This is a genomic window from Mesorhizobium loti, assembly GCA_014189435.1.
Taxonomy (GTDB): Bacteria; Pseudomonadota; Alphaproteobacteria; order Rhizobiales; family Rhizobiaceae; genus Mesorhizobium; species Mesorhizobium loti_G.
In genome coordinates, this window is the sequence record CP050293.1 from 6,570,942 (window position 1) to 6,595,652 (window position 24,711).

Here is a 24,711-nt window from a genome sequence, read left to right on the forward strand (position 1 = left end):
GCCATCTCCCCCACGAGGGGGGAGATGGCTAATCACACCAATCCCCGCTTCACCATCATCGCTTCCGGCGACGGCATTTTGCCCCGAAAAGCCGTGTAGAGCTCTTCCGGATCCTTCGAGCCGCCGGCGGCGTAGATGTTCTTGCGCAGCCGCTCGGCAAGCGCCGGGTTGAAGGGGTCGCCGGTTTCCTCGAAGGCGGCGAAGGCATCGGCGTCGAGCACTTCCGACCACATGTAGGAATAGTAGCCGGCCGAATAGCCGTCGCCGGAAAAGACATGGCCGAAATGCGGGGTGCGGTGGCGCATGGCGATGGTGTTCGGCATGTCAAGCTTCGCAAGCGTTTCGGCTTCGAAACGAAGCGGCGCTTCCGGTGCATCCGGCCGGGCGTGATAGGCCATGTCGATCAGCGCCGAGGCGGTGAATTCGACCGTGGCGAAGCCGGCGCCGAACGTGCGCGCGGCCAGCATCTTGTCGAGCAGCGCCTTGGGCATCGGCTTGCCGGTCTTCACATGCAGAGCGTGCTTTTCCAGCACCGCCGGCACGGTCAGCCAATGCTCGTAGAGCTGCGAGGGCAGTTCGACGAAATCGCGGCTGACCGAGGTGCCGGCGACCGACGGCCAGGTGACGTCGGTCAGCATGCCGTGCAAAGCATGGCCAAACTCGTGGAACAGCGTCTTCGCCTCGTCGACCGACAGCAGCGCCGGCTCGCCCACCGGCGGCTTGGCGAAGTTCATGATGTTGTAGATCACCGGTTTCGAGCCGTGGCCGAGCCTATAGCCGGACTGCAGCGCGCTCATCCAGGCGCCCGAGCGCTTTGACGGCCGCGCGAAATAGTCGGCGAGGAACAGGCCGCGCTCGCTGCCGTCAGCGTTCTTCACCACGAAGACGCGAGCGTCGGGGTGCCAGGCCGCGATGCCTTTCTTCTCCTCGAAGGTGATGCCGAACAACCGTGTCGCCACGTCGAAGCAGGCGTCGATGATGCGGTCGAGCTGCAAATAGGGTTTCAGTTCGGCTTCGTCGAAGGCGAATTTCTCCGCGCGCAGTTTCTCCTGGTAGAAGCGCCAGTCCCAGGCGGCGAATTTTTCGTTGCTGCCGGCTTCCGTCGCCAGCCGCTGCAGGTCGGTCTGGTCGGCGGCCGCCTTCTCCAGCGCTTTCTCCCACACCGGGTCAAGCAGCGCATGCACCGCCTTCGGCGTCTTGGCCATGGTGTCGTCGAGCTTCAGCGCGGCGAAGGAGGCGTAGCCGAGCAGCTTTGCTTTTTCGGCGCGCAGGCGCAGCATGTCGCGCACCACGGATGTGTTGTCGGTGGCGCCGCCATTCTGGCCACGCATGGTGAAGGCGCGGAAGGCGATCTCGCGCAGGTCGCGGCGTTCGGAGAAGGTCGAGAACGGCTCATAGATCGAGCGCGACAGGGTCACGGCATAGCGGCCCTTCTGACCGCGTATCTCGGCGGCTTCGGCCATCGAGCTTTTCAGGAAATCCGGCAGGCCGGCAAGGTCGGCCTCGTCGAGGAACAGCGCCCAGTCGCTCTCGTCGGCGAGCACATTCTGGCCAAAACTTGTGCCGAGCGAAGACAATTCCTCGCTGATCCTTGCCAGCCGCTTCTTGCCTTCGGCGTCGAGCTTGGCGCCTGATCGGACAAAACCCTTCCAGGTCTTTTCCAGCACCCTCAGCGTCTCGGCGTCGAGCTTCAGACTCTCACGGCGCTGGTAAAGATCGTCGATGCGGGCAAACAGCCTCTCATTCATCGAAATCGCCGAGAAATGCCTGGACATTTTCGGCGAGATGTCGCGTTCCAGCGCCTGGATCGTGTCATTGGTGTAGGCGCCGGCGCGGCACCAGAAGATCGACGAGACACGGTCGAGTGCTTCGCCGCCGAGTTCCAGTGCGGCAAGCGTGTTCTCGATGGTCGGTGTGTCCTTGTTGCCGGCGATCGCCTCGATCTCGGCCTCATGCGCCTTCAGCGCCGCGTCGAAGACCGGGGAGAAGTCGCCGTCGCCAATGCTGGCAAAATCGGGCAGGCCGAGCGGCCCTTGCCACGCGGTCAGCGGATGGGCGGCGAGGTCGACGGCTTTTGTGGAAGGCATGGACAGTCTTTCGCTGGAGAAGGCAGGGTGGGTCGCTACCGATGTAGGGCGCGGCCGGCGGACCCGCAATATCGCAGTTGGCCGATATCCGCCTCAGAAGCCGTCGCAGTTCTCGGCGATCGCTGCTTGCGAACTGGCGGTGATGCGGTTGTCGGTTACCGCGAAGGTTTCCTGCATCAGCATGTCGTTGTTGGGGAAATCGTAACAGGCGACCACCGTGGTGACGCCGCCTTCGCTCTTCTCGATCCGGTGCCGGATCGCCGCCCCGGCGACGGCGCCCTGCCATTCGTCGATCGAAGCGATGAATTCCTGCTTGCTTTGCACGATGCCGAGGTCGTCCAGTGTTATCCGGACGTCATCGGAGAGCAGGTCGGACAGCTCGGTGCGGTCGGCGACCAGCAATGCCGAATACCAGCGGCTGATGATGGCGCGGTCATCGGCGCGGGCGGCAATTATCGCTATCAGCAGTGCGGCCGCCGTCAAAACGATCGACCTGATGTTCACCACCTTGCGCGCCGCCGTGTCATCCCAGCTCCGGCCGTTCGAAATCGCCGGTCTCCTTGTTCATCGTCCAGAGTTCACCGGTCGAAATATCGAACCAGGCTCCGTGCAGCGACAGCCGTCCCTTGCCCTCGAGGATCGAGACGCAGGGAAAGGTCCTCAGATTGGCGATGGAATAGCGGATCGAGATGCGCTCCAGCGCGGTCTGTCGCTCCGACGCGGTCATGAAGGTGCTGGAGGAGACGGTTTCGGCCGCCGGCGCGATCAGGCTCATCCACTTGCCGATGAAGTCGCCCGGCGACAGCGGTGCGGAATTGGTGTCGAGCGCGGCGCGGATGCCGCCGCAGCGGCCATGGCCCATGACGACGATGTTCTTGACCTTGAGACTCTGCACGGCGAATTCGAGCGCCGCCGAGGTCGAATGGAATTCGCCGTCCGGCGCATAGGGCGGCACAAGGTTGCCGACATTGCGCAGCACGAAGAGTTCGCCCGGTCCGGCATCGAAGATCGCCTCGGGCGCCGAACGGGAATCGCAGCAGGCGACGATCATCGTCTCCGGCGCCTGGCCTTCGCGGGCGAGGTCGCGATAACGTCCGCTCTCGGTGAGATAGCGGCCATTCATGAAATTGCGGTAGCCGGCGAGAAGGTGGTCGGGGAGATGGGACATGGGCGGCGTCTGGAGCCTTTCCGGGTTGGAGGCGGCAGCTCGTTGCGGTCAGAAGAGGCTCTAACGGTAAAAGCCCGTCGCGAGCAATGCAGAATTATGGGGGCTGGCTCTAAAAGCCATGCATCAGGCGCAGCCTTAGCCGATAGCGTTACGCCCAGATGGCAACGGGAATGCCAAAAGCGTCGCGGCCCGGCGGGTCGGGAAACGGTCGTGCCTCACCGCTGGCGATGCGACCGGCGATCAGCATCATTGCGGCTGCGTCGAGGAAATCATCGGCGGCGGCACCACGTGGCGGCGGCTGGTCGAGAAAGCCCTGCTCGTAGCCATGCCGGCAGAGCAGCGCCTTGCGTTCCGCCATGCCGGCCGGATTGATACCGCCCTTGATCTTCTTCGGCAGTTGCATGGCCTGGTCGCCGTTCAGCCGGCAGAAGGCGACTTCCGGATGCGATTCGAACACACGGCCGCGCAGATCGGGTCGCGCGATCAGCAATGCGTCGATCTCGCGGATCTTGGCAAAAATACCGAACGCCTGGATCGAAACGCCGCGCGGCGGGTCGGATGTGGCCTTGGCCACCTCGCTTGCCCTGCTATGCGCGGCATACCAGGCTTCGAGGGTGGTGAAGTCGTTGGTGTCGGCATAGAGCGCGGCGCGAGACGGGATCGAGAAGACGCTGGATTGCCTGTTACCAAGCAACGGCCGCACCAGCGCCTCCGGGCCGCGCCCGCCTTTGCTCGAAAACGCGGGCAGGCCGATCGGCATGTCGACAGCGATGACCGCATCGTCGGGGAGGGATGCAAGCAGGGCAGTGAAGCTGGCAAAGACAGCGACGGAGGGTGCCATGCCGGGGTCGCATCGAACGGCGATCCATCCGGCTTTGCAGCCGTCGACGCCGACAAGCGCGATCTTGGCCGATGTCACGCCCGGCGGTCCCGCCCCGGATGCGTGAGGTGGCGCAGCTGAACCATCGCCATCGGGTGCGACAGGCTCGGGGCATCGGTTTCGAGCTGCAGTTCGTCGCCGCCGCGCTTGGCGGTGCGCGCCAGGATCTCGTAGACCGCCGCAGTCGTCGATTGCAGCGCCTTGATTGCCGGCTGGCCTGACAGGATACGTGCCAGGTAGACGGCCGCCGTCAGATCGCCCAGCCCATTCGGCGGCTTGTCGATCAGGCGGTGCTCGGCAAGCAGCGCCTGGCTGCCGTCGAGCAGCAGGTTGCCCGTGCCGCCCGTCATCATCGACGGCGCCGAGGTGACCAGCATGGTCGATGGCCCGGCATGGAGTGCGGCCGCGATCACCGATTTCAGGTCGGGCAAGGGAGCGCCGGCCATCCATTCCAGCTCATAGCGGTTGGGGGTGGCGATATCGGCGATCGGCATCAGCCGGTCGCACATGGCGATGGCGGTCGGTTCCGGCACATAGAGGCCGCCCGAATCACCCATCACCGGATCACAGATATAGATGGCGCCAGGCGTCCTTGCCTTCACCGTGGCGACCAGCGAGGCGACGGCCTCGGCCTGGCCGGCTTCGCCGAGATAGCCCGAAAGTACGGCGCCGACCTCACCCAGCCATGGCGCGCGCTCGAGATCGGCCATCAGCGCTTTGAACTGGTCGAGCGGCGGCACGATGCGCGTCGCGCGCCCATGGCCGGGATGCCAGGGCAGGATGACCGTCGGCACCGCCCAGACCGGGAAGCCCAGCGTCTCGAGTGCGAAGACTGCGGCACGGTTGCCGACCGAGCCGCGCGCGACATGGCTGGAAATGACGATGACCGCACGCGGCGCGTCGGTTTGTTCGGCGCTCATTGTTGCTTGATTCCTAACTGCCCCGGATGACGTAAAGCACGAGCCAGACCATCAGGCCCAGCGCCAGCAGCAGGCCGAGTGTCCGGCCAATGCGGGTGCCCCAGATTTCGATCGGATCGGCACGATCGGCATCGGCCGCGGTGACGTGATCGTGCAGGCCTTTCGTGGCCCGCGCCACAAACGAGTTGCCGGCCGGATCCGTCTCGCGCGCAACGCGCTCGAGGATACGGCGCGATTCCTTCTCGCTGTCCTGGCGTTCCGCCATGATGATGTCCCGTTTCGATCGGACCTTATCGCGTTCGCACAGCCAATCACAGGGCCTTGCAACGGCATCGGGCGTGCCAGCCAAACGGCTTCCGGTCGGGCGGTTTTCTTGCGCGCTGATTGTGGTAATGCTTGCCATGCAACTTCTACCGAGGGACCCCATCATGTTTGCCCAGCGCCTTGCCTCACCGTCCATGTTCCGCACGCTGCCCGCCTTCCTGATGATGGCGATCGTGCTGCCGCTGCTGGCCGGCTGCGGCTACAACACCATCCCGACGGCGGAAGAAAACGCCAAGGCGGCATGGAGCGAAGTGCTGAACCAGTATCAGCGCCGCGCCGACCTCATCCCCAACCTGGTCGAGACGGTCAAGGGCTATGCCTCGCACGAAAAGGACACGCTCGACGCGGTGGTCGAAGCCCGCGCCAAGGCAACGCAGATCACGGTGACGCCGGAAACGCTAAAGGATCCCGAAGCCCTCAAGAAGTTTCAGGATGCCCAGGCAGGGTTGACCAGCGCGCTGTCGCGGCTGATCGCGGTGTCGGAGGCCTATCCCGATCTCAAGGCCAACCAGAATTTCCTGGCGCTGCAGGCGCAGCTCGAAGGCACCGAGAACCGCATCGCGGTGGCGCGGCGCGACTACATCCAGGCGGTCAGGGACTACAATCTGACGCTGAAGACGTTCCCGTCGGTGCTGTGGGCGACCTTCTGGTTCCGCAGCAACGAGCCCTACGCCAATTTCACCGTCGATGAAGACAAGATGCAGCCGCCGAAGGTCGATTTCGGCACCAAGCAGGGCGGGTGAACGGCGACTGTCATCGGAATAAATCCCGCGAAATGACGGATTGCTGGCGTGCAAACACCCCCCTCTGTCCTGCCGGACATCTCCCCCTCAAGGGGGGAGATCGGCAGTTTCGAGCGCATCGCTCATCCTTCTGCGTCGGTGATTGGCGAAGGCCGGTGTGACGTCCGATCTCCCCCCTTGAGGGGGAGATGTCCGGCAGGACAGAGGGGGGCGCTACGGAACACCTACCTTTCCTTTCTTGGCCTTCTCGCCAGCCTCTTCTTCCTCCCCTTCACCGCTCTCGCCGCCGATCTCCCCGCTTTGACCGGCCGTGTCGTCGACAATGCCGGCATTATCGATGCCGCGACCAAGGCGGCGCTGACGCAGAAGCTTGCCGACTTCGAGACAAAAGGCTCAGACCAGATCGTCGTCGCGACGATCCCCAGCCTCGATGGCGAGGAGATCGAGCCCTACGCAAACCGGCTGTTCCGCTTCTGGAAACTCGGCCAGGCCAAGGAAAACAACGGCGTCCTGCTGCTGGTGGCCCCGAACGACCGCAAGATGCGCATCGAGGTCGGTTATGGCCTTGAGGGCACGCTGACCGACCTGCACACCAAGCTGATCATCGAAAACGACATGGTGCCGGCATTCCGCGCCGGCGATTTCTCCGGCGGCATAGAAAAGGCCGTCGACGACATGGTCATGGTGCTGGAAGGCAATCCGGAGGAGCTGGAGGCGCGCGGTGAGCGCAACCAGCAGGCGCCCTTTGATCCCGACGACCTGTTCTTCGGCGTCTTCATCAGCATCTGGGCAATCATCTTCTTCGGCAGCATCGCGGTCTCCGTCCTGCCGCCGATATTCGGCCAGAAGCTTGGTCCCGGCCGCTATCGCTGGCTTGGCATGACCTTCGAGCCACACCGGCGATCCTCCAGTGGCGGCTGGTCATCGGGAAGTTCCGGCGGCGGCTGGTCTTCGGGGTCAAGCGGCGGTGGCGGTTTTTCCGGCGGCGGCGGTTCGTCCGGCGGCGGCGGCTCGTCGGGAAGCTGGTAATGGCATGACAATACGCACCATCAGCCTATCGAGACCCGACCGCTTCGCCTCGCTTGTCCTGATGGCTGTGGCCGTGCTGTTCTCCTGCTTCTCGGTTTTTGCCGCCGACCTGCCGGCACTGACCGGCCGTGTCGTCGACAATGCCGGCATCATCGATCCAGCGACCAAGGCGGCGCTGACGCAGAAGCTTGCCGATTTCGAGACAAAAGGCTCAGACCAGATCGTCGTCGCGACGATCCCCAGCCTCGATGGCGAGGAGATCGAACCCTACGCCAACCGGCTGTTCCGCTTCTGGAAGCTCGGCCAGGCTGGCGAAAACAATGGCGTGCTCCTGCTTGTCGCCAAGAACGACCGCAAGATGCGCATCGAGGTCGGCTATGGGCTGGAAGGCACGCTGACCGATCTGCACACCAAGCTGATCATCGAAAACGACATGGTGCCGGCGTTCCGGGCCGGCGATTTCTCCGGCGGCATCAGCAAGGCCGTCGACGACATGGTCATGGTGCTGGAAGGCAATCCGGAAGAACTGGAAGCGCGGGGCAAGCGCAATCCCGCCGATGACAGTACCTCCATCGCCCCCATCGTCGCGGTGTTCCTGATCGTGTGGGGGACGATGTTCTTTGGCGGCCTGGCGATTGCGTTCCTGCCGCCGATGTTCGGCACAAAGCTGTCGCCGGGCGTGTACAAATGGCTGGGCATGACGTTTCGTTACGGCCACGGGCCGGGCGGCGCCTGGGTATCGGGTTCGTCATCGGGCAGCGGCTGGTCGCCGGGGAGTTCCGGCGGCGGTTGGTCTTCGGGGTCAAGCAGCGGTGGCGGGTTTTCCGGCGGCGGCGGGTTTTCCGGCGGCGGCGGCTCATCCGGTGGTGGCGGTTCTTCAGGAGGCTGGTGAGACAAGATCATGGCAACACGACCAATCAGCCCGCAGGATCACGAGCGCATCGCCACGGCGATCCGCGCTGCCGAATCGAAAACCGACGGCGAGATCTACTGCGTCGTGGCGCATGCCAGCGATGGCTATTTCTTCCCTGCCGCCTTCATGGCGACGGTCGGCATGCTGATCGTCAGTCTGGCGGTCGGCTATGGGCTGGAGGCATGGTGGCTGTCGATCCGGCTGCCGCATTTCGTCCTAGCCCAGCTCCTGGCGCTGGCCTGCGTGCTGGCCTTGGTGTGGGCGCTGCCCGGCCTGCGCATCCACCTGGTGCCGAGGCGGCTGCGCTACCAGGCGGCGCACGCCAACGCGATCAAGCAGTTCCTCGCCCGCAACGTCCACCGCACGACGGCGCGCACCGGTGTGCTGGTCTTCGTCTCGATCACTGAGCGCTATGCCGAAGTGGTCGCCGACTCGGGCATCGACGCCAAGGTCGGCCAGCATGTCTGGGATGGCGTCGTGCGCGATCTGACCGCGCATGCCGGCGACGACCGGCTTGCCGACGGCTTCGTCAAGGCGATCGAGCAGGTGGGCGCGGTGCTGGCCGAGCATTTCCCGGTCACGGCGGGCGACACCAACGAGCTGGACGATCATCTCGTCGAGATTTGAAAGCCCGCCTGCAAACGCTAATCAGCCGGACGCCTGACGCGGTTTTCTGCGCTTCCGGTGCTCACGTACAAAAGTACGCTCCGCTCCGGTTCTCGAAAGCCACGCCATCCGCCTCGGCTGAGCGCGTTTTCAAGCAGGCTTTGCCTGATGTCATCAGTGTCATGATCGCCTGTGAGAAAGCGGTCGGCGGGTCGCCCGGACTCTTGCAATCGGGCGATGCGGGTTTATGGTTAACAAATCATGAATACGCTGACCATCGACATAAGAAAGGCCGACCCGCGCGATGCCGGTGCCATCGCCGAGGTGCATCTGGAGGCCTGGCGCGGCGCCTATTCCGGCATCATTCCGCACCGTACGCTGACATCTATGATCAACCGTCGCGGCGCCGACTGGTGGGCGAATGCGATTCGCCGCGCCGCCACCGTTCTGGTGGTCGAAATCGGCGGCAAGATCGCCGGCTATGCGACGATCGGCAAGAATCGCGCCCGCGAACTGCGCCAGCAAGGCGAAATCTATGAATTGTACCTGCGGCCGGAATATCAGGGTATCGGGCTTGGCAGCCGGCTGTTTGCGGCAGCCAGGGCGCGTCTGGCCGATCACGGGCTGAAAGGCATGGTGGTCTGGGCGCTGGAAGACAACCAGAACGCGCTTGCCTTCTACGCCGGCGCCGGCGGCCGCGATGTCGCCGAGGGCGTCGAGATCTTCGAGCAGAAGGCGCTGAAGAAGGTCGCTTTCGTCTGGGAATGACAGACCGGCTTTTCGGCCGCCCGCGTCTTCCGATCGCACCCAGCACCATTCGCCGCATTGCGCCGCGCGGCAGCGCCCGCTATCGATCTCCCATCAAAAGAGGGACAAAGCCATGCGCATCGAAGCCATAGCCATCGGAAAGAATCCGCCTGACGACATCAACGTCATCATCGAGGTGCCGATCGGCGGCGAGCCGATCAAGTACGAGATGGACAAGGAGGCCGGCACGCTGTTCGTCGACCGCTTCCTGCACACCTCGATGCGCTACCCCGGCAATTACGGCTTCGTGCCGCACACGCTGTCGGGTGACGGCGATCCGATCGACGTGCTGATCTGCAACACGCGCGCGCTGGTGCCGGGCTGCGTCATCAATGTCAGGCCGATCGGCGTGCTTGTGATGGAAGACAATGCCGGCCAGGACGAGAAGGTGATCGCCGTGCCGTCACCGAAGCTGACGCTGCGCTACGAAAACGTCACCGAATACACCCAGCTGCCCGACATCACCCGCCAGCAGGTGCAGCACTTCTTCGAGCACTACAAGGATCTCGAGCCCGGCAAATGGGTCAAGATCGAAGGCTGGCACGATTCCAAATATGCCAAGAAGATGATCGTCGACGCGATCGAGCGGGCCAAGAAGAGCAAGTAGCCCGACCGGTCAGTTATCGACCCGGCCGAAAGCCGGCACGTTGCCGATGACGGTGTGCCTGTCCTTGCCGCAGGCGAAGGTCCGCGCCTTGTCGTCGGCAAGCTTGCGTGCCTGGTCGTTGGCGGCGGGATTGCCGGTGGCCAGCACCAGGCCGACGGTGCAGCCGTCGCGCGCGTCCATCTGGCCGACCTTGGCGACGAGCAGCACTTCGGTCGACTTTTTTCGTCGTCCGGGTTGCTGATCGAGCGGCGATGGATGACGGCAAAGGGCACCGCTCTGTCGCCCTTGGTCTCGATGCGCCACTCGATCTTGGCTCCGGACGAATTGAAACCGGAAAAGCTCTCCCACACCGTCGTCATGTCGCCGCCGGGTGGAAAGCCGTAGAACAGCGATTCGCGCGCGTCGTCATAGGCGATCAGCACGGGATAGCCGCGATAGCCCGAACAGGCGAGTTCGGCCCAGTCGCCGTCGCCTTCGTCGGCCTGCGCGTAGGTCACGCAGTCCTTCTTCGAGTCGAGATCGGTGTAGGCGCTTGCAATGCCGTCGGCGTGTGCAGCCTGGCAGAAGCCGGCGAGGGTGAGCGGAATCAGCAGGCTGCGCATCGCGGGCATCTCCGTTGGAGGCCGGCGCAGCGTAGCGTCAAACGCTATTTCTTCAAGCTGGCTTCAATCAGCAGATCGGCGTTGCGTGCGACCGCCTGCGCCGGGCCGCCGAGCCCGAACAGCTGGCCGCTGATATAGGCGCCTTCGATCAGCAGCAGCAGGCCGTCGCCCAGCGTGTCAGGGTCTTGCGCGCCCATCGCAACCGCCATGGCGCGCAGCCGGCGGCGCAGTTCCTGCTTGTTGGCCTCGCTGACCACGCGGGCCGGATGGCTGTGGTCGGGATATTCGACCGCCGCATTGGTCATGCCGCAGCCGCGATAGTCCGCCACTTGCGTGCGCTTGCCGATGCGGGTCAGGAACGCCTTGATCTGCGCGCGCGGGTCGCCGGGATGAGCGGCGACCGCCTCGTCGAAACGTTCCCAGTATTCAAGATCGTATTGCCTGAGATAGGAGGCAGCCAGTTCATCCTTGGACGGAAAGCTGCGGTAGAGGCTGGGTTTGGTGACGCCGGCGCGTTTGACGATCTCGTCGACGCCGATCGCCCTGATGCCGCGCCGGTAGAACAGATCATAGGCCACATCGAGGATCTTCTTGGCGGCCTTCGGCGGCGCGGACGCATGACCGTCGCTGATGGTCAGATCAATATTTTTGTCCGTTGGCATCGTGTGACTCGATTGACAATGTTACCGATCGGTACGTATACATGCTCCACCCTGCAACGTACCGGTCAGTAACATGATAGCTCAATCCCGTCCATTTGGCCAGCGCTACGCTTTCGTCGTGGTTGGCGTCATCTTCCTCTGCCTGCTGGTCGCGGCCGGCCTGCGGTCCGCTCCCGCCGTCATGATGCTGCCGCTGGAGAACAGTTTCGGCTGGCGGCGCGACATCATCTCGCTGGCCGCCGGTGTCGGCATTCTGCTTTACGGCCTGACGGGGCCATTTGCCGCAGCCCTGATGGAGCGCATCGGACTGCGCCGCACGCTGCTCGCCTCGCTGGTGGTGATGTCGGGCTCTACCGCGCTCAGCCTGCTGATGACCAAGCCCTGGCATCTGTTCATCACCTGGGGCGTGTTCTCGGGCATTGGTTCCGGCGCTGTCGCCAGCGTGCTCGGCGCCACCATCGTCAATCGCTGGTTCAAGACCAATCGTGGCCTTGTCATGGGATTGATGTCGGCCTCCAGCGCTTCCGGCATGCTGGTGTTCCTGCCTCTGATCGCCGCGTTGGCACAGTCGGGCGGGTGGCAGCCGGTCGTCATTGCGGTGGCGATCGCCACTGCTGCCCTGATACCGCTGGTCTGGCTGCTGGTGCCGGAGCGGCCTGCTTCGATAGGCATGGTACGCTACGGCGCCGAGGCCGACGACGTGCCGCCGACATCGCCCGCGTCGCAAGGCAATTTCCTCGCGCATACGCTCAACACGCTGCGCCGCGCCGCCGGCACAAGGGTGTTCTGGTACCTGTTCGCCACCTTCTTCGTCTGCGGCTTCACCACCAACGGGCTGGTCGGCACGCATCTGATCGCCTTCTGTGGCGACATGGGCATCGGCGAGGTTCAGGCCGCCGGCCTGCTGTCGATGATGGGCATTTTCGACCTGATCGGCACGACATTGTCGGGCTGGCTCACCGACCGCTACGACCCGCGCAAGCTGCTTGGCGTCTATTACGGCATCCGTGGCCTGTCGTTGATCTATCTGCCCTATTCCGGCTTCTCGGCGACCAGCCTGATCATCTTCGCCGTGCTCTACGGCCTCGACTGGATCGCCACCGTGCCGCCGACGCTGCGGCTTGCCAATGAGGCGTTCGGCGATCGCAGCGGGCCGATCGTGTTCGGCTGGATCGTCGCCGGCCACCAGATCGGTGCGGCCACCGCGGCTGCCTTCGGCGGCACCATGCGTGAGCTGCAGGGCAATTATGAGCTGGCCTTCCTGATTGCCGGCATGACGGCGATAGCCGCCGCCTGTATCTCGCTGCTGATCAACACCAGCAAGCCGGCGTTTGAGCCGGAGCCGCAGGCGGCCTGAGGCGCCATCGGCCAAGCTGCCAATCTCCCCCACACGGGGGAGATTGGCAGTTCGTCGACCTGCCCACTGTTATCAAAACTTCATCATTCCGAGATGTCCCTGAAACATTGACGCTGGACCTTGGTGGCACCGTTCAAGCCATCCAGGAGACAGCCGTGAACAAGCTCTCGATGACCCGCCGCGCCTTCGTCACCTCCGCCAGCGCCGTTGGCCTGGCCGGCGTTTCGAGCCTGGCGCTGCCCTACTATTCGCGCGCCAGTCAGCGGCCGGCCTTCACCCATGGCGTCCAGTCGGGCGATGTCGATGCAACCAGCGGCATGGTGTGGACGCGCACCGACCGCCCGTCGCGCGTCATGTTCGAGGTGTCGTCGACGGAGAATTTCGCCAATGCGACACGCCTGGCGCCGCTCGATACCTCGCCGGCCAGCGATTACACGGTCAAGCGGCTGCTCACCGACCTCGCTTCCGATCAGGACATCTTCTACCGTATGACGGCTGCCGACCTCGCCGACATCAATGCCGTTTCCGAGCCGATCACCGGGCGCTTCAGGACGGCGCCGGCCTCGAAGCGCGACATCCGCTTTGCCTGGTCGGGCGACACCGCCGGCCAGGGCTGGGGCATCGACGAGACCGGCATGAAAACCTACGCCACGATCGGCAAGCACACGCCCGACTTCTTCCTGCATTCGGGCGATACCATCTATGCCGATGGCGCCATGAAGGACGAGGTCGACCTGCCCGGCGGCGGCAAGTGGAAGAACGTCGTGCTGATCGACGGCAAGCGCAAGGTCGCCGAGACGCTGGACGAATACCGGGACCAGTGGAAATACAACATGATGGACAGGAACGTGCTCGGCCTCAGCGCCATCTGCCCGACCTTCTACCAGTGGGACGACCACGAAGTGCTCAACAACTGGTCTGATTCGAAAGACCTCAGCGCCGACAGTCGCTACACGGAGAAATCCATCCACGTGCTGGCTGCCCGTGCGGCGCGTGCCTTCCATGAAATGACGACGATCCGCTACGAGCCGTCGGAGCCGGGCCGTGTCTATCGCAGAATAGCCTACGGGCCGCTGCTCGACGTGTTCTTCCTCGACATGCGCTCCTATCGCGGCCCCAACGGTCCGGACATGCAGGATGAAATGACGCCGCAATCGCGCATGCTGGGCGAACAGCAGACCAAATGGTTGAAGCGCGAACTGGCGAATTCGAAGGCGACCTGGAAAATCATCGCCGCCGACATGCCGCTCGGCCTCGTCGTCTGGGACGATGGCACCAAGAAGGTCGGCGCCGAAGCGGTCAGCAACGGCGACAATGGCCTGCCGAAAGGACGCGAGCTCGAGATCGCCGACCTGCTGCGCTTCATCAAGAATGCCGGTATCAGCAACACCGTCTGGCTGACCGCCGACGTGCATTACACGGCCGCGCACTACTACAACCCGGACAAGGCGCAGTTCCAGGAGTTCAATCCGTTCTGGGAATTCGTCTCAGGCCCGATCCACGCCGGCACATTCGGTCCCAACGATTTCGACATGACGTTCGGCCCGGAGCTGAAGTTCATCAAGGCGCCGAGCGCCGAGCAAGGCCAGAACCTGCCGCCATCGGCCGGTCTGCAATTCTTCGGGCTGGTCGACATCAACGGCGCCAGCGAGCAGATGACCGTGCGGTTGATGGATCGCGACGACAACGAGCTCTACAAGGTGACGCTCGACCCGGTGCGGTCGGCTTAGAGGTCCTTCACCCTCCCCCTTGTGGGGAGGGTCGGCGAGGCGGCTTCGCAAAGCGAAGCTGGCGAGACGGGGTGGGGGTGAAGCGCCGACTTAATCCGGGTAGCAGACCATCGGAATGTTCGGCCACACGGCGCTGTCGCAGTTGGCGCTGACCTGCCGCTGTTTGAAGGCGGCGCTGACCGGGCCGGTCACCATCGGGTCGACGCCATCAGGTGCATCGGCAAAGGTCTGTTCGGCTGTCTGCGTGTCGGACTGCGCAACGGCGCGCGCCTCGCGCAGCGTCGCGGCCGACTGCGCGGCGTTGGCCGCCAGCAGGACGGCGAAGGCTGCGGACGCGATGAGCGGCCAGAATCGGTTGAGTTTATCGGTCATGACGTTCGAACTGCCCGGGCCCCGAAAGGTTCCCGCCTTGGTTAACAAAATCATCTCACACGCAGATGCTTAAGATTTGATGAGTATTTGGTGTCGCGCCTCCTCTTTCGCAACTGCGAAAAACCCTGTATGAGCCGCGCAACCGAAAGAGGCAGCGCCTTTTGGCCTGCTGCCTGCAACGCTTCCGAGACCAGAACATGAAAATCCGTAATATCGCGATCATCGCGCACGTCGACCATGGAAAAACCACCCTTGTCGACCAATTGCTCCGGCAATCCGGCTCCTTTCGCGACAATCAGCGCGTCGCCGAGCGCGCCATGGATTCCAACGACCTCGAAAAGGAACGCGGCATCACCATCCTGGCCAAGGCGACCTCGGTCGACTGGAAGGATACCCGCATCAACATCGTCGACACCCCCGGCCACGCCGATTTTGGCGGCGAGGTCGAGCGCATCCTGTCGATGGTCGATTCGGCCATCGTGCTGGTCGACGCCGCCGAAGGGCCGATGCCGCAGACCAAATTCGTCGTCGGCAAGGCGCTCAAGGTCGGCCTGAAGCCGATCGTCGTCATCAACAAGATCGACCGTCCGGACGCCCGCCATGTCGAGGTGGTCAACGAGGTGTTCGACCTGTTTGCAGCGCTCGACGCCACCGACGAGCAGCTCGACTTCCCGATTCTGTACGGTTCAGGCCGTGACGGCTGGGTTTCGGAAAATCCGGAAGGCCCGAAGGATCAGGGCCTGGCGCCGCTGTTCGACCTCGTCATCAAGCATGTGCCGGCGCCGACCGTGCACCCCGGCCCGTTCCGCATGATCGGCACCATCCTGGAAGCCAATCCGTTCCTCGGCCGCATCATCACCGGCCGCATCGAGTCAGGCACGCTGAAGTCCAACCAGCCGGTCAAGGTGCTGCACCATGACGGCACGCTGGTCGAAACCGGCCGTATTTCCAAGATCCTCGCTTTCCGCGGCCTTGAGCGCCAGCCGATCGAAGAGGCCCAGGCGGGCGACATCGTCGCCATTGCCGGCCTCTCGAAGGGCACCGTCGCCGACACGTTCTGCGATCCGGCGGTGAGCGAGCCGCTGCATGCGCAGCCGATCGATCCGCCGACCGTGACCATGTCGTTCCTGGTCAACGATAGTCCGCTGGCCGGCACCGAAGGCGACAAGGTGACCAGCCGCGTCATCCGCGACCGCCTGCTGCGCGAGGCCGAAGGCAATGTCGCGCTGAAGATCGAGGAATCGCCGGACAGGGATTCGTTCTTCGTCTCCGGCCGCGGCGAATTGCAGCTGGCCGTGCTGATCGAGACGATGCGCCGCGAAGGTTTCGAGATCGCCGTGTCGCGTCCGCGCGTCGTCATGCAGAAGGCCGAAAACGGCGACCTGCTCGAGCCGATCGAGGAAGTCGTCATCGACGTCGACGAGGAGCATGCCGGCATCGTCGTGCAGAAGATGTCGGAGCGCAAGGCCGAGATGGTGGAGTTGCGTCCGTCCGGCGGCGACCGCCAGCGCATCGTCTTCCATGCGCCGACGCGCGGCCTGATCGGCTACCAGTCCGAACTGTTGACCGACACGCGCGGCACCGCGGTGATGAACCGGTTGTTCCATGCCTACGAGCCTTACAAGGGCGAATTGCCCGGCCGCACCAATGGCGTTCTGATCTCCAACGAGCAGGGCGAGGCGGTGGCCTATGCCATGTGGAACCTGGAAGACCGCGGTCCGATGGTCATCGATCCCGGCGTCAAGGTCTATCAGGGCATGATCATCGGCATCCACTCAAGAGATAACGATCTCGAAGTGAACGTGCTCAAGGGCAAGAAGCTGACCAACATCCGCGCCGCCGGCAAGGATGAGGCGGTGAAGCTGACGCCGCCGATCCGCATGACGCTGGAGAAGGCCTTGGCCTGGATCCAGGACGACGAGCTGGTCGAGGTGACGCCGAAGACGATCCGTCTGCGCAAGCTCTATCTCGATCCGAACGAGCGCAAGCGCTTCGAGAAGTCGGCCAAGGCGGTCGGCGCGGCGTAAGTTTTCTATTTTCCAACAACCGAGAGGGGCGGAGCAACAGTGTTCCGCCCCTTTTTCGTTCATCCGCCGGCAGCCGAGATGATGGTCTGCCGATCGGCCTCGCCCGACAGATCGATGCGGATCGTCATTCCTGCGCGGGCCGGCTTGCGCAGGGACCCGTCTCGGCCGATGACCAGCAATCGCTTCTCCTCCAACGCCTGAAGCCTTGATCGCGAGATGCCGAGCTCGCCGGCGAGCAAACGGTCGAGTCGCAGGGATGTCGGCATTTCGAGGCCGAGCTCAAGGTCCAACACGGTCGCGGCTTCCCTGGCGTCGCCGAGCCGGCGCTTGTGAACGGCGACATCGGGAAATTCCTCGACGCGCCCGATCCGGCTGCGCAGCGCGACCACATCGAAGGCATGGCGTCGGGCGAGGGCCGGATCGTTGCTTTCGAGCGCCTGCAGCAGCGCCGGTTCGATGTCGCGGCGGTTGCGGCGCTCGAAAATGCCGAAATTCCAGGAATTGTCGCAGTCGATGCAGCGATAGATCAGCCACACGTCAATGCGTTTGCCGTTGGCGTTGACGCGGAATTTCCCGCTGCTGCAATAGGCTTTCACAGTGCCGCAGCGATTGCAGTTGATGAGCGGTCGAGGTGCGGTCTTGGGCGCGATCGCCCAATGGATACGCAGAAGTCCAGACATGCCGATAAGCCCTTCCCGTCGGGAAGTTCATCAGGTCGGCGATGTCGAGATGCCCATGCGGGCACGGCGTGGCGAAAGGCTGCGGTTTTTGGAAATCAGGTGTCACGGGCAAAGCCGCGCGACGCGGTTCAGCAGTGCCAAACCGGTCTCGAACCGCCGCCCAGAAGAACACATGAAAATGGAAACAGACACCGCGAATGCGGCGTCATGCAGTGTGTCGGGGGAGTTGACGAGACCGGCGGTTACGTAGGCAAAGTGAAGCTCAAAATTGTTTCGCGGCGGCCTTTCTAGCCGCGAGATGCCGGACGGGCAAGGGAGTTCGCAAGCCTTGGGTTCCTCGCCCCCCACGGGAGTGGGGGAGAGGTGGCTCGGCGAAGCCGAGACGGAGAGGGGGAAGGGCTCGGCGTTCACAAGAATTCGGAGCAAACTCACCAGCGTCGCAGCCCCCTCTCCGACCGCTTCGCGGGGGCGAGGAACCCAAGCCTTGGTACGTCAGCGCGAATGGCCCGTATCGGGTTGCCTTTGCCAGAGCCGCAGCTGTCGAGTATTTGTGGTTGATCGAGCCCCAACCAGAGACCCTGGCCATGCACCTCACATCGCTCCTGATCTTCGCCGCCGCCCTCTTCGTTGCCGCCGGTTCGCCCGGTCCGTCGATCGCGGCGCTCGTGGCGCGCGTGATCTCGAAAGGGTTTCGCGACGTGTTTCCGTTCCTGCTCGCCATGTGGATCGGGGAGGGCATCTGGCTGTCGCTGGCGGTGTTCGGACTGGCTGTGGTGGCACAGACCTTCCATTTCGCCTTCGTCGTCGTGAAATGGGTCGGCGTTGCCTACCTCGCTTACCTTGCCTGGAAGATGTGGATCGCTCCTGTCGATGCAAAAGAGGGCGAGATGCCGCGCGAGGATTCTCCGGCAAAGCTGTTCTTCGCCGGCATGGCGGTGACGCTCGGCAATCCCAAGATCATGATGTTCTATCTAGCGCTGCTGCCGACCATCATCGACCTCGCTTCGGTCAGCATCGTCGGCTGGGTCGAACTGACGGCGACCATGGCCGTGGTGCTGGTCGCCATCGATCTCGCCTGGGTGCTGGCCGCCTCGCAGGCGCGCAAGCTTTTGAAGAGCAAGCGCGCCATGAAGATCGCCAACCGCGTCAGCGCCACGACCATGGCCGGCGCGGCGGCCGCGATCGCGGCTCGGTCATAACCCGTCACATCATCTCGATGATCGGCGCGATCTCGACGCTGAAGGCTGGGTCCATCAGGATCGGGCAATCCTTGGCCTTGGCTACGGCATCGTCGATGTCTTTCGCTTCAACGATCGTGTAGCCGGCGGTCGGATTGCTGCCGCCATTGTTCTCGACCTTGCCGCCGGGCAGCACCATCTTCGACATGCCGACCGGATTGCCGCCGTCGACCACGGCCGAGCCGAGCTTGCCGTACCAGCCGTTCCAGGCGTCCATTGCCGCTTTCCGTTCGGCCTCCTCGGTCGGCATCTTGCCCGAGCCGTGATAGACGTAGAGAAACTTCGCCATGTTCTCCTCCCTTGATGAGCGGCATCGAACCGGCATGCGGTCATGCCGCCTGCCGATCATCGGACCAAACCGGCAAACAAGCAACGAGAATGCGAAGTTGCTAATATAACGCCCGGCCTGGCACCAGCCGCCAGCCTCACCGCGCCATGGCGTGGTATTCGTCGTTCGGCCGCATGTCGATTGCTGCGGCCACCCGGTTCGACATGTTGAAGAAGGCCGCGGTCGAGGCGATGTCCCAGATGTCGCGGTCGGTGAAGCCGGCTTTGCGCAGTGCGGCCCGATCGGCCTCGACGATATCAGCCGGCACTTGCGTCAGCTTGACGGCGAATTCGAGCATTGCGGTCTGCTTGGGCGAAAGATCGGCGGCGCGAAAATTCATCACCATCATCTCGCCGAGCGCCGGGTCGCCGGACAGTTGGCGCACCGCCGCGCCATGCGCGGTCAGGCAATAGTAGCAATGGTTGATCGAGGAGACCGCGACCGCGATCATCTCGCGCTCCAGCTTCGACAGGCCGGAATCACCCAGCATCAGGTCGTTGTACATGTCAGTGAAGGCGCGCAGCTTCTTGTCGTCGAAGGCATAGGCGCGCAGCACGTTGGGAACCAGGCCGAGCTTCTCCTCGCATTTGGCGAAATAGGCTTTTGTCGCCTCGCTCAGCTCTGCCTGGCCAAGGTCAAGCGCGGTGATTTTGCCGGTCATGGGTCATTTCTCCTCGTTGGGCGACGCCTTATCGCCGAATTCCGATATTTCTTTGCAAGCCGTCAAACCTTTGTCGCCAAACAGCGGTCATCTGCTACCATAGTCGTAAAAGCATTGACGGGAGGGAAGTGCGTCATGGCCAGCGTGAAATCCGCAGCTAAGCCGAAGAAAAAAGCCACGGCAGCGACAAAAGCGGAGGAAAGGCCAACTAGGCTTGCCGACTATCTGCTCGCCCGCGCGCCGGCTGAAGACATCGCCACCTATGAGGTGGCCGACCTCGAACGCGCCGCCGATCTCGCCGGCAAAGCGATTGCCGCTCACAAAAAAGGTGAGTGCGTCGTCGCCGTCGATGCCGATTCCGGCGTTGTGCGAGACGGCCGCCCGGTGACGGTCATTACGGTCGTCAACGACAACATGCCGTTCCTGTTTGATTCCATCCTCGGCGAGATCACCGAGACATCAGGCGAACCGACTCTGGTCACCCATCCGGTCATCGTGGTGCGCCACGGCAAAGGCGGTGTGGACGAAATCCTCGGCGACGGCAATTTCGCCAAGGACGATGGCAGCCACGATCGGCTGAGCGTCATCCATGTCCATATACCGAGGCTGACCGCCGAGCAGGCGAGCGGATTGACCGAGCGGCTGCGCAAGATGCTCGGCCAGGTTCACGCCGCCGTGCACGACTGGAAGCCGATGCTGGCCCGCCTCGATCAGGCGATCTCGGAGTTCCGCTATTCGGCAGTGCCGCTCGACAAGAAGAGCGTCGCCGAGGCGATCGCCTTCCTGGAGTGGCTGCGCGACGACAATTTCACCTTCCTCGGCATGCGCGAATTCAAATACACCGGCGGCGAGGAAAGCGGCACGCTGGAGCGTGCCGACAAGCCCGGTCTCGGCATCCTGTCCGATCCCGACGTGCTGGTGCTGAGGCGCGGTACCGAAGCGGTGACGACGACGCCCGAAATCCGCGCCTTCCTGCATGGGCCGGAGCCGCTGATCGTCACCAAGGCCAATGCCAAGTCTTCCGTGCACCGCCGCATCTATCTCGATTACATCGGCGTCAAGACCTACACCGCAAAGGGTACGCTTGCGGGCGAGTTGCGTATCGTCGGCCTGTTCACCTCGACTGCCTACACGCGCTCGGTGATGAAGATCCCGTATCTGAGGTCCAAGGCCGAAACCATCATCGCCAAGTCCGGCTTCGACCGGCACGATCACTCCGGCAAGGCGCTGATCAACGTGCTGGAAAGCTATCCGCGCGACGAACTGTTCCAGGTGCCGGTGCCGATCCTGAGGAAGCACGCCGCAGCCATTCTCGGCCTGGTCGAGCGTCCACGGGTACGCGCGCTGGTGCGCGCCGACCAGTTCGACCGCTTCGTTTCGATCCTCGTCTTCGTGCCGCGCGACCGTTACGACAGTGTCGTGCGCGAGAAGATCGGCTTCTATCTGAAGACCGTGTTCGAAGGCCGGCTGTCGGCTTACTACCCGGCCTTCCCCGAAGGCGGGCTGGCGCGCGTGCATTTCATCATCGGCCGTTCCGGCGGCAAGACGCCGAAGGTCGAGCAAGCGACGATCGAAGCGGCGATCCGCGACATCGTACGCACCTGGGAGGACGCCCTTTCCGATGCGGCGGATGCCAGTGGCGGCGACCAGGCGTTGAAGGCGATCGCCGCGCGGTTGCCGGAAAGTTACCGTGATTCGTTCAGCGCGGCGGTGGCGCTGGCCGATGCCAGGCGCATCGCCAAAATCAGCGCCGACAATCCAATCGCCATCGACTATTATCGCCATGCCGAGCAGAAGCCGCACCAGGCGGCGCTGAAGATCTATCACCATGGCAGTCCCGTGGCGCTGTCTCGCCGCGTACCGGTGCTGGAAAACATCGGCTTCCGCGTCATCAGCGAGCGGACTTTCGAGGTTGGCGACGACCAGGTCGGCCAGGTCTTCATCCACGACATGGAGCTGGAGAACAGCTACGGCAAGCCGATCGACCTTGCCGATGGTGGTGCGCTGTTCGAGGACGCATTCCTGTCCGTGTGGCGCGGCGACGTCGACAATGACGGCTATAACGGCCTTGCCCAGACCGCCGGGCTGTGGTCGGGCGAAATCACCATCCTGCGCGCCTATGGCCGCTATCTGCAGCAGGTCGGCATTCCGCAAAGCCAGGACTTCATCGCCGCGGTGCTCAATCGCTATCCCGATATCGCGCGCGGCCTGCATGCGCTGTTCATCGCCCGGCTTGGCCCGACAGCCGAGACCGAAGGTGTGGTGGCGGCAAAACACCTCAAGGCCAAGATCAAGGACGCGCTGGAGGATGTGCCGAATATCGACGACGACACCATCATCCGCCGGTACCTCAACCTGATCGAAGCCTCGCTGCGCACCAATCATTTCGTTGCCGATACGAAGGAAAAAGGCCAGTCGCTGGCGATCAAGCTCGATTCGCACGCGGTCGAAGGATTGCCGGCGCCGCGGCCGTGGCGGGAGATCTTCGTCTACGGGTCCGAGGTCGAAGGCCTGCATCTGCGCTTCGGTCCGGTGGCGCGCGGCGGCCTGCGCTGGTCGGACCGCGCCCAGGACTACCGCACGGAGGTGCTCGGCCTGGTCAAGGCGCAGCAGGTCAAGAATGCCGTCATCGTGCCGGTCGGCGCCAAGGGCGGCTTCTTTCCGAAACGCCTGCCGGTGGGCGGCAGCCGCGATGCGATCTTCGAGGCCGGCACGTCGGCCTACAAGAACTTCGTCTCCAGCCTGCTGTCGATCACCGACAATATCGGCCTCGACGGTGTCATCCCGCCGGCTGGTGTCGTGCGCCGCGACCCGGACGATCCGTATTTCGTCGTTGCCGCCGACAAGGGCACGGCGACCTTCTCCGACACCGCCAACGCGATCTCGGAGAAGCATGGCTTCTGGCTCGACGACGCCTTCGCCAGCGGCGGTTCGGCCGGTTACGACCATAAGAAGATGGGCATCACCGCCAAGGGCGCCTGGGAGGCGGTCAAGCGGCATTTCCGCGAGATCAACCGCGACATCCAGACCTCGTCCTTCACCGTCGTCGGTGTCGGCGACATGTCGGGCGACGTGTTCGGCAACGGCATGCTTTTGTCGCCGAAGACCCGGCTGATCGCTGCCTTCGACCATCGCGACATCTTCATCGATCCCGATCCGGACATGGCGGCTTCGATGGCCGAGCGCGAGCGCATGTTCGCCCTGCCTAGGTCGAGCTGGCAGGACTACGACAAGACGAAACTGTCGGAAGGCGGCATCATCGTCTCGCGCAACCAGAAGTCGATCACCCTGCCGGCGGCTGCTGCGGCGGCGATCGGCCTGGCCAAGACCACCGCCACGCCGGTCGAGATCATGACCGCCATCCTCAAGGCGCCGGTCGATCTTCTTTGGTTCGGCGGCATCGGCACGTATTTGCGGGCGTCCACCGAAACCAATGCCGAGGTCGGCGACCGCGCCAACGATGCGATCCGCATCACCGCGCTCGATGTCCGGGCAAAGGTCATCGGCGAGGGCGCCAATCTCGGCGTCACGCAGCGGGCGCGCATCGAGTTCGGCCTGAATGGCGGCCGTTGCAACTCCGACGCCATAGACAATTCGGGCGGTGTCAACTGCTCCGACGTCGAGGTCAACATCAAGATCGCGCTGGCGTCCGCCATGCGCAAGGGATCGTTGACGCGCCCGGCACGCAACAAGCTGCTGGCGGAGATGACCGAGGAGGTCGGCTCGCTGGTGCTGTCCAACAACTACCAGCAGACACTGGCGCTTTCGATCGCCCGCAAGCGCGGCCTCGCCGACATCGCGCATCAAAGCCGGTTCATGACGGCGCTGGAGGGGCGCGGCCTGCTCGACCGTGCGGTGGAGACGCTGCCGTCGCCGGCAGCACTTGCCGAGCGCGAAGCGCGCGGCGAGCCGCTGACCAGGGCCGAGCTCGGCGTGTTGCTCGCCTATGCCAAGATCGTGCTGTTTTCTGACATCGTCGCCAGCGACGTGCCTGACGACGCGCATTTCGACCGCGATCTGATGGGCTATTTCCCAGACCGGATGGCGAAGAAATACGCCACTGAGATCCATGGCCACCGGCTGCGCCGCGAGATCATCACGCGGGTCGTTGCCAACGATCTGGTCAATCGCGGCGGCCCGTCCTTCGTCAACCGGCTGCAGGAAGCCACGGGGCGCACTGCCGCCGACGTCGTGCGCACCTTCGCGGTGGTGCGCGACGGCTTTGCGCTGCCGGCGCTCTATCGCGAGATCGACGCGCTCGACAACCAGATCGACGGCCAGGTGCAGCTCGACCTCTATCAGATGGTCAGCCGGCTGATCTACGTGACCAGCGGCTGGTATCTGAAGAACGATGCCGGCACAGCATCCCTCAGCCAGCGCATCACTGAGCTGCAGGAAGCCCGCAAGGCGCTGGAGCCCAAGCTCGTTTCGCTGCTGCCGGCCTTCTCGCGCGAGCGGATCGAGGAGAAGCGACACGGGCTATTCAAGAGCGGCGCGCCGGAACGACTGGCCGAACAGCTGGCGCTGAGCGAGGTGGCGGAACTCATCCCCGACATCGCGCTGACGGCGCGCACAGCCGGCGCCGACATCGTCGCCGCGGCCAAGGCGTTCTTCGCCGTCAGCGATGCCTTCCGCATCCCGCGTGTCGAGGACGCGGCACGCTCGATCACGCCGTCGGACTATTACGATCAGCTGGCGCTTTCGCGCGCCGCCGACACGATCGGCGCGGCACGGCGCGGCATCGCGGTGGCGGCACTCACCGGCCACGCCAAGACGGCCGATCCGGTGGCGGCCTGGCTGGAAGCCGGCGGCGAACGGGTGGCACGCATCCGCGAGCGGCTGCAGGCACTGACCGAGGGCGGCGACATCACCGTCTCGCGGCTGTCGGTTGCGTCCGGGCTGATGAGCGATCTGACGGGGATGTAGTCTCGAAGCTTGGGTTCCTCGCCCCCGCCAGAGCGGGGGAGAGG

Annotated in this window: 22 protein-coding genes and 1 pseudogene; 11 read left to right on the forward strand and 12 right to left on the reverse strand. The window is 63.9% G+C overall.

All coding sequences use genetic code 11. The annotated features are described in order from the left end of the window. Nucleotides 1–32: 32 nt before the first annotated feature. The 6 genes from HB777_31545 to HB777_31570 all read right to left on the reverse strand — a co-directional run bounded on the left by HB777_31545 (nt 33) and on the right by HB777_31570 (nt 5,320). Nucleotides 33–2,087, reverse strand: a complete 2,055-nt coding sequence (locus HB777_31545) for a M3 family metallopeptidase (protein QND68031.1) — start codon at nt 2,085–2,087, stop codon at nt 33–35. A 93-nt stretch (nt 2,088–2,180) separates the two neighbouring features. Beyond that, complete coding sequence (locus HB777_31550) at nt 2,181–2,594, reverse strand: nuclear transport factor 2 family protein (GenBank protein QND68032.1); 414 nt, start codon at nt 2,592–2,594, stop codon at nt 2,181–2,183. Between the two features lie 16 nt (nt 2,595–2,610). After that, nucleotides 2,611–3,255, reverse strand: coding sequence for a carbonic anhydrase (locus HB777_31555; protein QND68033.1), 645 nt, complete (start codon nt 3,253–3,255; stop codon nt 2,611–2,613). 148 nt (nt 3,256–3,403) lie between these two features. Continuing rightward, a complete protein-coding gene (locus tag HB777_31560) occupies nt 3,404–4,174 on the reverse strand; it encodes a DUF429 domain-containing protein (GenBank protein ID QND68034.1) in 771 nt (256 codons plus the stop codon). Further along, on the reverse strand, nt 4,171–5,055 hold the full coding sequence (pdxY, locus tag HB777_31565; protein ID QND68035.1) for a pyridoxal kinase PdxY: 885 nt from the start codon (nt 5,053–5,055) through the stop codon (nt 4,171–4,173). Before pdxY ends, HB777_31560 begins: the two co-directional genes overlap by 4 nt. 13 nt (nt 5,056–5,068) lie before the next feature. Beyond that, complete coding sequence (locus tag HB777_31570; GenBank protein QND68036.1) at nt 5,069–5,320, reverse strand: hypothetical protein; 252 nt, start codon at nt 5,318–5,320, stop codon at nt 5,069–5,071. A gap of 163 nt (nt 5,321–5,483) precedes the next feature. Between HB777_31570 and HB777_31575 the strand changes: the two genes are divergently transcribed. The 6 genes from HB777_31575 (at nt 5,484) to ppa (ending at nt 10,084) form a co-directional block, all read left to right on the forward strand. Then, on the forward strand, nt 5,484–6,122 hold the full coding sequence (locus tag HB777_31575) for a LemA family protein (GenBank protein ID QND68037.1): 639 nt from the start codon (nt 5,484–5,486) through the stop codon (nt 6,120–6,122). Between the two features lie 177 nt (nt 6,123–6,299). Beyond that, nucleotides 6,300–7,151, forward strand: a complete 852-nt coding sequence (locus HB777_31580; GenBank protein ID QND68974.1) for a YgcG family protein — start codon at nt 6,300–6,302, stop codon at nt 7,149–7,151. A gap of 4 nt (nt 7,152–7,155) precedes the next feature. Then, entirely contained in the window at nt 7,156–8,043 is an 888-nt protein-coding gene (locus HB777_31585; protein ID QND68038.1) for a YgcG family protein, read from the forward strand. Nucleotides 8,044–8,052: 9 nt separating this feature from the next. Further along, the gene (locus HB777_31590; protein ID QND68039.1) at nt 8,053–8,691 is read left to right on the forward strand and encodes a TPM domain-containing protein; all 639 of its coding nucleotides are present in this window, start codon (nt 8,053–8,055) and stop codon (nt 8,689–8,691) included. A gap of 240 nt (nt 8,692–8,931) precedes the next feature. Continuing rightward, on the forward strand, nt 8,932–9,438 hold the full coding sequence (locus HB777_31595) for a GNAT family N-acetyltransferase (protein QND68040.1): 507 nt from the start codon (nt 8,932–8,934) through the stop codon (nt 9,436–9,438). Between the two features lie 112 nt (nt 9,439–9,550). Then, nucleotides 9,551–10,084 carry an inorganic diphosphatase gene (gene ppa, locus HB777_31600; protein QND68041.1) on the forward strand — a complete coding sequence of 178 codons (534 nt, stop codon included), beginning with the start codon at nt 9,551–9,553 and terminating at the stop codon, nt 10,082–10,084. Between the two features lie 9 nt (nt 10,085–10,093). On the opposite strand, the pseudogene HB777_31605 reads toward ppa, so the two are convergent. Then, a pseudogene (locus HB777_31605) lies at nt 10,094–10,686 on the reverse strand (hypothetical protein). A 44-nt stretch (nt 10,687–10,730) separates the two neighbouring features. After that, nucleotides 10,731–11,348, reverse strand: a complete 618-nt coding sequence (locus HB777_31610) for a TetR/AcrR family transcriptional regulator (GenBank protein QND68042.1) — start codon at nt 11,346–11,348, stop codon at nt 10,731–10,733. Nucleotides 11,349–11,421: 73 nt separating this feature from the next. Here HB777_31610 and HB777_31615 point away from each other — a divergent pair, with 73 nt between their 5' ends. Further along, a complete protein-coding gene (locus HB777_31615; protein ID QND68043.1) occupies nt 11,422–12,705 on the forward strand; it encodes an MFS transporter in 1,284 nt (427 codons plus the stop codon). A 155-nt stretch (nt 12,706–12,860) separates the two neighbouring features. Further along, nucleotides 12,861–14,435, forward strand: coding sequence for an alkaline phosphatase (locus tag HB777_31620; GenBank protein QND68044.1), 1,575 nt, complete (start codon nt 12,861–12,863; stop codon nt 14,433–14,435). Between the two features lie 90 nt (nt 14,436–14,525). Here HB777_31620 and HB777_31625 read toward each other — a convergent pair whose 3' ends face one another. Then, nucleotides 14,526–14,861, reverse strand: a complete 336-nt coding sequence (locus HB777_31625) for a hypothetical protein (protein QND68045.1) — start codon at nt 14,859–14,861, stop codon at nt 14,526–14,528. 143 nt (nt 14,862–15,004) lie between these two features. Between HB777_31625 and typA the strand changes: the two genes are divergently transcribed. Continuing rightward, on the forward strand, nt 15,005–16,834 hold the full coding sequence (typA, locus tag HB777_31630; protein ID QND68046.1) for a translational GTPase TypA: 1,830 nt from the start codon (nt 15,005–15,007) through the stop codon (nt 16,832–16,834). A 59-nt stretch (nt 16,835–16,893) separates the two neighbouring features. Here typA and HB777_31635 read toward each other — a convergent pair whose 3' ends face one another. After that, nucleotides 16,894–17,514, reverse strand: coding sequence for a DUF1062 domain-containing protein (locus tag HB777_31635; protein ID QND68047.1), 621 nt, complete (start codon nt 17,512–17,514; stop codon nt 16,894–16,896). 584 nt (nt 17,515–18,098) lie between these two features. Between HB777_31635 and HB777_31640 the strand changes: the two genes are divergently transcribed. After that, nucleotides 18,099–18,713, forward strand: a complete 615-nt coding sequence (locus HB777_31640) for a LysE family translocator (GenBank protein ID QND68048.1) — start codon at nt 18,099–18,101, stop codon at nt 18,711–18,713. A 4-nt stretch (nt 18,714–18,717) separates the two neighbouring features. Here HB777_31640 and HB777_31645 read toward each other — a convergent pair whose 3' ends face one another. Together HB777_31645 and HB777_31650 are read right to left on the reverse strand one after the other, a co-directional pair. Next, entirely contained in the window at nt 18,718–19,041 is a 324-nt protein-coding gene (locus HB777_31645; protein ID QND68049.1) for a hypothetical protein, read from the reverse strand. 136 nt (nt 19,042–19,177) lie between these two features. Beyond that, nucleotides 19,178–19,741 (reverse strand): peroxidase-related enzyme, encoded by a 564-nt coding sequence (locus tag HB777_31650; GenBank protein ID QND68050.1) that lies wholly within the window; start codon nt 19,739–19,741, stop codon nt 19,178–19,180. 135 nt (nt 19,742–19,876) lie between these two features. On the opposite strand from HB777_31650, the gene HB777_31655 reads away from it, so the two are divergent. After that, complete coding sequence (locus tag HB777_31655; protein ID QND68051.1) at nt 19,877–24,667, forward strand: NAD-glutamate dehydrogenase; 4,791 nt, start codon at nt 19,877–19,879, stop codon at nt 24,665–24,667. Nucleotides 24,668–24,711: the final 44 nt, after the last annotated feature.